Below are 1360 nucleotides of genomic sequence, written 5' to 3' on the forward strand. Positions count from 1 at the left end.
AAATATCAAGGCGATTCATAATCTCTTTAACAGTGATAGTTCCTTTTGTATTTACAATTTCTAAAATAGTATCTAATTTTTCTTGCTTCAGCATTGAACCACCCCCAAATCTAATATTATTTTATCATATTTTAAACAGCTAAGCAACTTAAAGAAAACAAAAATAAACAAAAAAAACATCTAGTTTGTAATTAAACTTAGATGTTTTTTAGGTTAGATATTAATTTAGTCCATAGTTATAGTCATCATCCTGCATAGCTTCAACTTCACCAAGTAGATAGCCATTACCAACTTGAGAGAAGAAGTCGTGGTTTGATGTACCAGTTGAAATCCCGTTCATAACGATCGGGTTGACATCGTCAGCTGAATCAGGGAAGAGAGGATCTTGCCCCAAGTTCATAAGGGCTTTATTTGCATTGTAGCGAAGGAAGGTTTTAACCTCTTCAGTCCATCCGACTTCGTCATAGAGGCTCTCTGTGTAGCCTTCTTCATTCTCATAAAGAGTATAGAGAAGGTCGTACATCCATTCTTTGAGTTTTTCTTGCTCATCTTCTGGCAATTCATTGAAACCAAGTTGGAATTTGTAGCCGATGTAGGTTCCGTGTACAGACTCGTCACGAATGATCAACTTGATGATCTCAGCTACGTTGGCTAACTTGTTGTTTCCAAGATAGTAGAGTGGTGTGAAGAAACCAGAGTAGAAAAGGAAGGTTTCAAGGAAAACACTAGCTACTTTCTTTTCTAGTGGAGTTCCGTTTAGGTAGATTTCATTGATAATTTCAGCTTTTTTCTGAAGATATGGATTGGTGTTGGTCCATTCGAAAATCTCTTCGATTTCTGACTTGGTATTCAAGGTAGAAAAGATAGAAGAGTAAGATTTGGCATGGACAGATTCCATAAATTGGATATTGTTAAAAACAGCTTCCTCGTGAGGCGTACGAATATCAGCACGAAGGGCTTGAACACCAGTTTCTGATTGCATGGTATCAAGAAGGGTCAAACCTCCAAAAACTTTACCAACAAGGTCTTTTTCCTTGTTAGAAAGCTTTCTCCAGTCATCTAGGTCATTTGACAAGGGAATACGCGTATCGAGCCAGAACTGCTCAGTCAGTTTTTCCCAGGTTGATTTGTCAATGACATCTTCGATGGCATTCCAGTTAATGGCTTTGTAGTAAGTTTTCATTTGAAATCTCTTTCTGTGTGTAGTAATGCGATAACATAATCATTCTTATTTTATCATAATTCTATGCTATAATCGAACAAAAAGTCGGAAGCCCGACTTTTAAATTCTTACATGATTTTATCAGCAAAATACGTTTAATGGATTAAGTAAATGTAATTTTTTTGAGAGTTGAATTAA

The 1360-nt window shown here is 36.0% G+C and carries 1 protein-coding gene and 1 pseudogene; both read right to left on the bottom strand.

What is annotated here, in order from left to right; genetic code table 11:
• Positions 1-94, bottom strand: a pseudogene (locus SINDD18_RS11225) (DeoR/GlpR family DNA-binding transcription regulator); the annotation flags it as partial.
• Between the two features lie 126 nt (positions 95-220).
• Positions 221-1183, bottom strand: coding sequence for a class 1b ribonucleoside-diphosphate reductase subunit beta (nrdF, locus tag SINDD18_RS03005; RefSeq protein ID WP_049526102.1), 963 nt, complete (start codon positions 1181-1183; stop codon positions 221-223).
• Positions 1184-1360 lie beyond the last annotated feature (177 nt).

Origin of the sequence: Streptococcus infantis (assembly GCF_001579645.1) — a bacterium.
Lineage (GTDB): Bacteria > Bacillota > Bacilli > Lactobacillales > Streptococcaceae > Streptococcus > Streptococcus infantis_E.

Excerpts from the sequence above, each read along its gene's own strand:
- nrdF (WP_049526102.1), bottom strand. The coding sequence starts at position 1,183 with ATGAAAACTTACTACAAAGCCATTAACTGGAATGCCATCGAAGATGTC.